The sequence below is a fragment of the Roseburia sp. CLA-AA-H209 genome, assembly GCF_020687575.1.
Lineage (GTDB): Bacteria > Bacillota > Clostridia > Lachnospirales > Lachnospiraceae > Roseburia_C > Roseburia_C amylophila.
In genome coordinates this window covers 1-1,481 of the sequence record NZ_JAJEQU010000053.1, presented here as the reverse complement: position 1 = coordinate 1,481, position 1,481 = coordinate 1, and the positions used below count along the sequence as shown (strand labels likewise).

The 1,481-nt window shown below is 40.4% G+C and carries 1 protein-coding gene; it reads left to right on the top strand.

Annotation, left to right across the window (positions count from 1 at the left end; translation table 11 throughout):
- Positions 1 to 109 precede the first annotated feature (109 nt).
- A complete protein-coding gene (locus LKD41_RS15555) occupies positions 110 to 1,327 on the top strand; it encodes an IS256 family transposase (protein WP_227701682.1) in 1,218 nt (405 codons plus the stop codon).
- Positions 1,328 to 1,481: the final 154 nt, after the last annotated feature.

Here is a 1,481-nt window from a genome sequence, read left to right as displayed (position 1 = left end):
GGGAGTATCCCAAAGTTTGTGTAAACCTCCAAACTGATGTAAGATAAAATTACTCAGTTTGGAGGTTATTTTTATGGCAAGAAGAAAAGACAGCCCACAAAAAGCAGCAATGAGAGAAATGATGCGCGACTATCTGAAAAATAATGATATCAGCATCAAAGATGGCACCGATGTAAACAGCATCATGCGTGACATGATGTCTGTCATTTTGGAAGGTGCTTTGGATGAAGAACTGGATGAAGAATTAGGATATTCCAAGTATGACTATCGAAACAAAGAAACAGACAATAGTAGAAATGGACATTCCAGCAAAACCATGCACACCAGTTATGGAGATATGGATGTGGCAATCCCAAGGGACCGTAATGGGGATTATGAACCTCAGCTGATTAAAAAATATCAAAATACCGTAACTCAGGACATGGAAGAAAAAATACTTTCCATGTATGCCAAGGGAATGACAACTGGAGACATTGAATCCCACATGCGTGAATTATACGATATTGATATTTCTGACAGCACAATCAGCCGGATCACAGACAAAATCCTGCCGATTGTAAAAGAATGGCAGGAACGTCCTCTGGAAGAAGTGTATGCCGTTGTATTTATGGATGCCATCCACTATCATGTCCGCAGCGAAGGACGTATTGTAAAACGTGCGGTTTACATTGCTCTTGGTATCGACATGAATGGAAAAAAAGATGTCCTTGGAATGTATGTTGGAGAAAACGAAAGTGCAAAGTTCTGGCTTTCTATCATGAATGGATTAAAAAACAGAGGTGTTGAGGATATCCTGATTGCATGCGTTGATGGTTTAAATGGATTCCCACAGGCAATCGAGGCTGTTTATCCCAAAACAGAGATTCAGCAATGCATCATCCATCAGATCCGTAATTCAACAAAGTTTGTTTCATACAAAGACATCAAAAAACTGATGGCTGATCTGAAGCTTGTATATGCAGCTCCGACGGAAGAAACCGCTTTAAATGAGTTAGAATTGTTCAAGGATAAATGGGATTCCAAGTACCCGAAAATCTATAAATCCTGGCAAGATAACTGGGCAACTTTGTCCACATATTTCAAATATCCGGAGGCAGTAAGACGGCTGATTTATACCACAAATGCCATTGAAGGATTCAACCGCCAGCTTCGGAAAGTGACCAAAAGCAAGACGGTTTTTCCGTCGGATGACAGCCTTTTGAAAATGCTGTATCTGGCAACCATGGATATCACGAAAAAATGGACTGGCCATCGGCAGGACTGGGGACAGATTCATTCCCAGCTTGAAATTTACTTTGAAGAACGTCTGGCAGGACGGAACCTGTAAAGCAGTCAATTTTAGGCAGGTTTTATTGACATGCCTAAAAACTACTGTATAATGCAGATATGGGCAGAATTCGGAAAATCGGCTCTGCCCATTTGTAACTATTCACAAATCTTATATCAGTTTTTAACGTTTACACAAAACTTGAAACGGTCTC

Excerpts from the sequence above, each read along its gene's own strand:
- LKD41_RS15555 (WP_227701682.1), top strand. The coding sequence starts at position 110 with ATGAGAGAAATGATGCGCGACTATCTGAAAAATAATGATATCAGCATC.